We start from the raw sequence: 2,944 nt of genomic DNA, 5'->3' as shown, positions 1-2,944 counted from the left end.
CCCTGTCCAACGCGAAGTGGAGAAGGAGAAGTTGAGATGAAGAGAGGAATGCAGCAGGTATTCAAGGTAGCGGGTCTGGGTGGTGTATCGGTAGCGATGGCGCTCGGGATGGCCCTGGCTTCGCCGGCAGCGCTGGCCAAGCAGGTGATCCGCATTTCCACCCCGGCCGTGCCGGCCGACTGGCACGCCAAGATGTGGACTGTGTTCAAGGATGAACTCGAGAAATCCGCACCGGGCGAATTCGACGTACAGATCCACCTCAACGCCGCACTGTTCAAACAAGGCACCGAGCCGACCGCCATGGCACGCGGCAATCTGGAAATGTCTGCCATTTCGGCCCAGGACATCTCCAAGATCGTGCCGGAATTCTCGATCTTCACCGCTGGCTACATCATTCGCGATCCCGATCACCAGCAGAAGGTGTTCAACGGCCCGATCGGCGACGAGATGTTCAAGCTGGTGATCGACAAGATGGAAGTCACCCCGCTGGCGACTGCCTATCTGGGTACACGCCAGGTGATGCTGCGCGATACCAAGGACATCAAGACCCCGGCCGACATGAAGGGCATCAAGCTGCGCATGCCGGCTTCCAAGGAATGGCTGTTCCTGGGCGAAGCCCTCGGTGCTACGCCGACGCCACTGGCCTTCGGTGAAGTCTATCTGGCGCTCAAGACCGGCACGATCGATGGTCAGGACAACCCGCTGCCAAGCGCACGCGCGGCCAAGTTCTACGAAGTGAGCAAGCAGATCGTCATGACCAGCCACCTGGTCGATGGCATCTTCCTGTCCTACGCCACCAAGACTTTCAACAAGTTCACGCCGGATCAGCAGAAAAAGATCAAGGCAGCGGCCCAGGCAGCAGCGCAGTACAACAACGTGAACCGGCTCAAGGATGAGGCCGATGATGTTGAGCAGTTCAAGAAAGATGGCCTGAAGGTGGTGGTGCCGGATGTGGCGGCTTTCCGCAAGGCGGTGCAGGACAAGTACCAGCAGTCCGACTACGCCAAGATCTGGCCGAAGGGTTTGCTCGAGCGCATCAATGCCGTCAAGTAAGTAGTCTGCAGGCGGCTGCGCCTGCCCGTATTGGTATCCAGAGACAGACGGCCCGCGAGGGCTGTCTGCCAGATCCCGACATTGCCTGACCGTTCCGTCCCGAGGTCATCATGTTCCGATTTTTGAAGAAGAGCGCCGATTTCATCGGTACGCTCAGCTACGGTGTGCTGTTTCTCACCTTCATCCTGCAGGTGGTCTTGCGCTTTGTGTTCAACAAGCCGCTGACCTGGAGTGATGAACTGATTGTGATCCTGTATGTATTCAGCATGTTCTGGGCCGGTGCTTTCCTGCTCAAGGAAAAGGACCACGTCATGCTCGATATCATCTACGAACACCTGCCGCCCCAAGGCAAGCGTGCGTTCTCGATCCTGTATTCGCTCATCATCGGCGGCCTGTTCCTGTGGGCGATTCCCGCCTCCTGGAGCTATGTCAGCTTCATGCTGCGCGAAGACACGCCGGTACTCGGCGTTCCATTCGGCGTGGTATATGCCGCCTTTGTGCTGTTCCTGTTGTCGATCGGCCTGTTTTACATACGCAAGCTGGTCACCCTGTGCGGTGCAGGCTGGCCGCGCGAAGTCGGCATTGTCCCCCATGATCCCCATAATGCGGAGTCCGTAGAATGAGCACCCCCCTCATCCTTATGCTGGTTATCATGGGCGGCACCATGTTGCTGCGCGCGCCCATTTCGTTTGGCATGCTCGCCGGCGGCATTGCCTATCTGATTGCCAAGGGCCAGGACGTGGGCCTGATGGCCGAGCAAGTGCTCAATGGCCTCTACAACAGCTATGTGCTGCTGGCCGTGCCTTTGTTCATCCTGGCCGCCAGCATCATGAATGCCGGCGCCATCAGCGAAAAACTGTTTGCCATGGCCATTGCCCTGGTCGGGCATTTCCGCGGCGGGCTGGCCTATGTCAACATCATCGTCAGCGTGATCTTCTCCGGCATGAGCGGCAGCGCCATTGCCGATGCGGCCGGCCCCGGCCTGGTGTCGATCCGCATGATGACCGACAAGAAGCGCTTCACGCCGGAATTCGCCGGTGCCATCACGGCCTGTTCCTCGACCATCGGTCCGATCATTCCGCCGTCGATCCCGCTGGTCATCTATGCACTGGTTTCCGGTTCTTCGGTTGGCGCACTGTTCCTGGCCGGGGTGATCCCGGGGTTCATGATGGCGATCTCGCTGATGATCGGTGTCTATATCCTGGCGCGCATCCATGACTTCCCGCGCGAGGAACGCCCGAAACTGGCCGATGTGCCGCGCATCGTGGCACAAGGCTTCCTGCCGCTGACCTTGCCGATTGTGTTGCTGGGCGGGATCTACACCGGGGTGTTCACCCCGACCGAAGCGGCCGCGGTGGCGGCCATGCATGCGATCATCCTGACGATCTACTACCGCAGCCTGAGCTGGCAGCGCATGTGGCACGTGTTGCAGGAATCATTGCGCCAGAGTGCCTCGGTTACCCTGATCGTGGCCAGTGCCTTCATCATGAACTACGCCATTGCCGCCGAGCAGATTCCGGATCTGGTGGCCAACTGGTTCATGGCGCATGAGTTCAGCAAGCTGGAATTCCTGTTGCTGGCCAACCTGATCTTTTTGGTACTCGGATGTTTCCTGGATACCTCGACCATGCTGCTGGTATTGGTTCCATTGCTGATTCCGGCGGCCAAGCTGCTCGGAGTGGATCTGGTGCACTTTGGCGTGGTGGTAGTGGTCAACATGATGATCGGCCTGGTGACCCCGCCGTTTGGCATGCTGCTGTTCGTGATCAATGCGCTGACAGGAACCTCGCTCAAGGGCATGATCCGCGAGTCGGTACCGTTCCTGATCCTGCTGCTCATCGCCCTGCTCATCATGACCTTCTTCCCACAAACCATCCTCTGGCTACCTCAG

Annotated in this window: 3 protein-coding genes; all 3 read left to right on the top strand. The window is 58.9% G+C overall.

Going from position 1 to position 2,944, the window contains the following annotated elements; all coding sequences use genetic code 11:
- Positions 1–36: 36 nt before the first annotated feature.
- Positions 37–1,053, top strand: a complete 1,017-nt coding sequence (locus tag AC0KVQ_RS16235) for a sialic acid TRAP transporter substrate-binding protein SiaP (RefSeq protein ID WP_473422238.1) — start codon at positions 37–39, stop codon at positions 1,051–1,053.
- 110 nt (positions 1,054–1,163) lie between these two features.
- A complete protein-coding gene (locus AC0KVQ_RS16230) occupies positions 1,164–1,676 on the top strand; it encodes a TRAP transporter small permease (protein WP_473422237.1) in 513 nt (170 codons plus the stop codon).
- The coding region (locus AC0KVQ_RS16225) for a TRAP transporter large permease (RefSeq protein WP_473422236.1) at positions 1,673–2,944 on the top strand (1,272 nt) is incomplete at its 3' end. The genes AC0KVQ_RS16230 and AC0KVQ_RS16225, both read left to right, overlap by 4 nt.

Source organism: Formivibrio sp. oc-25 (genome assembly GCF_055810895.1).
The sequence above is the reverse complement of the archived record's forward strand: the minus strand, read 5'-3'. Positions and strand labels throughout refer to the sequence as shown.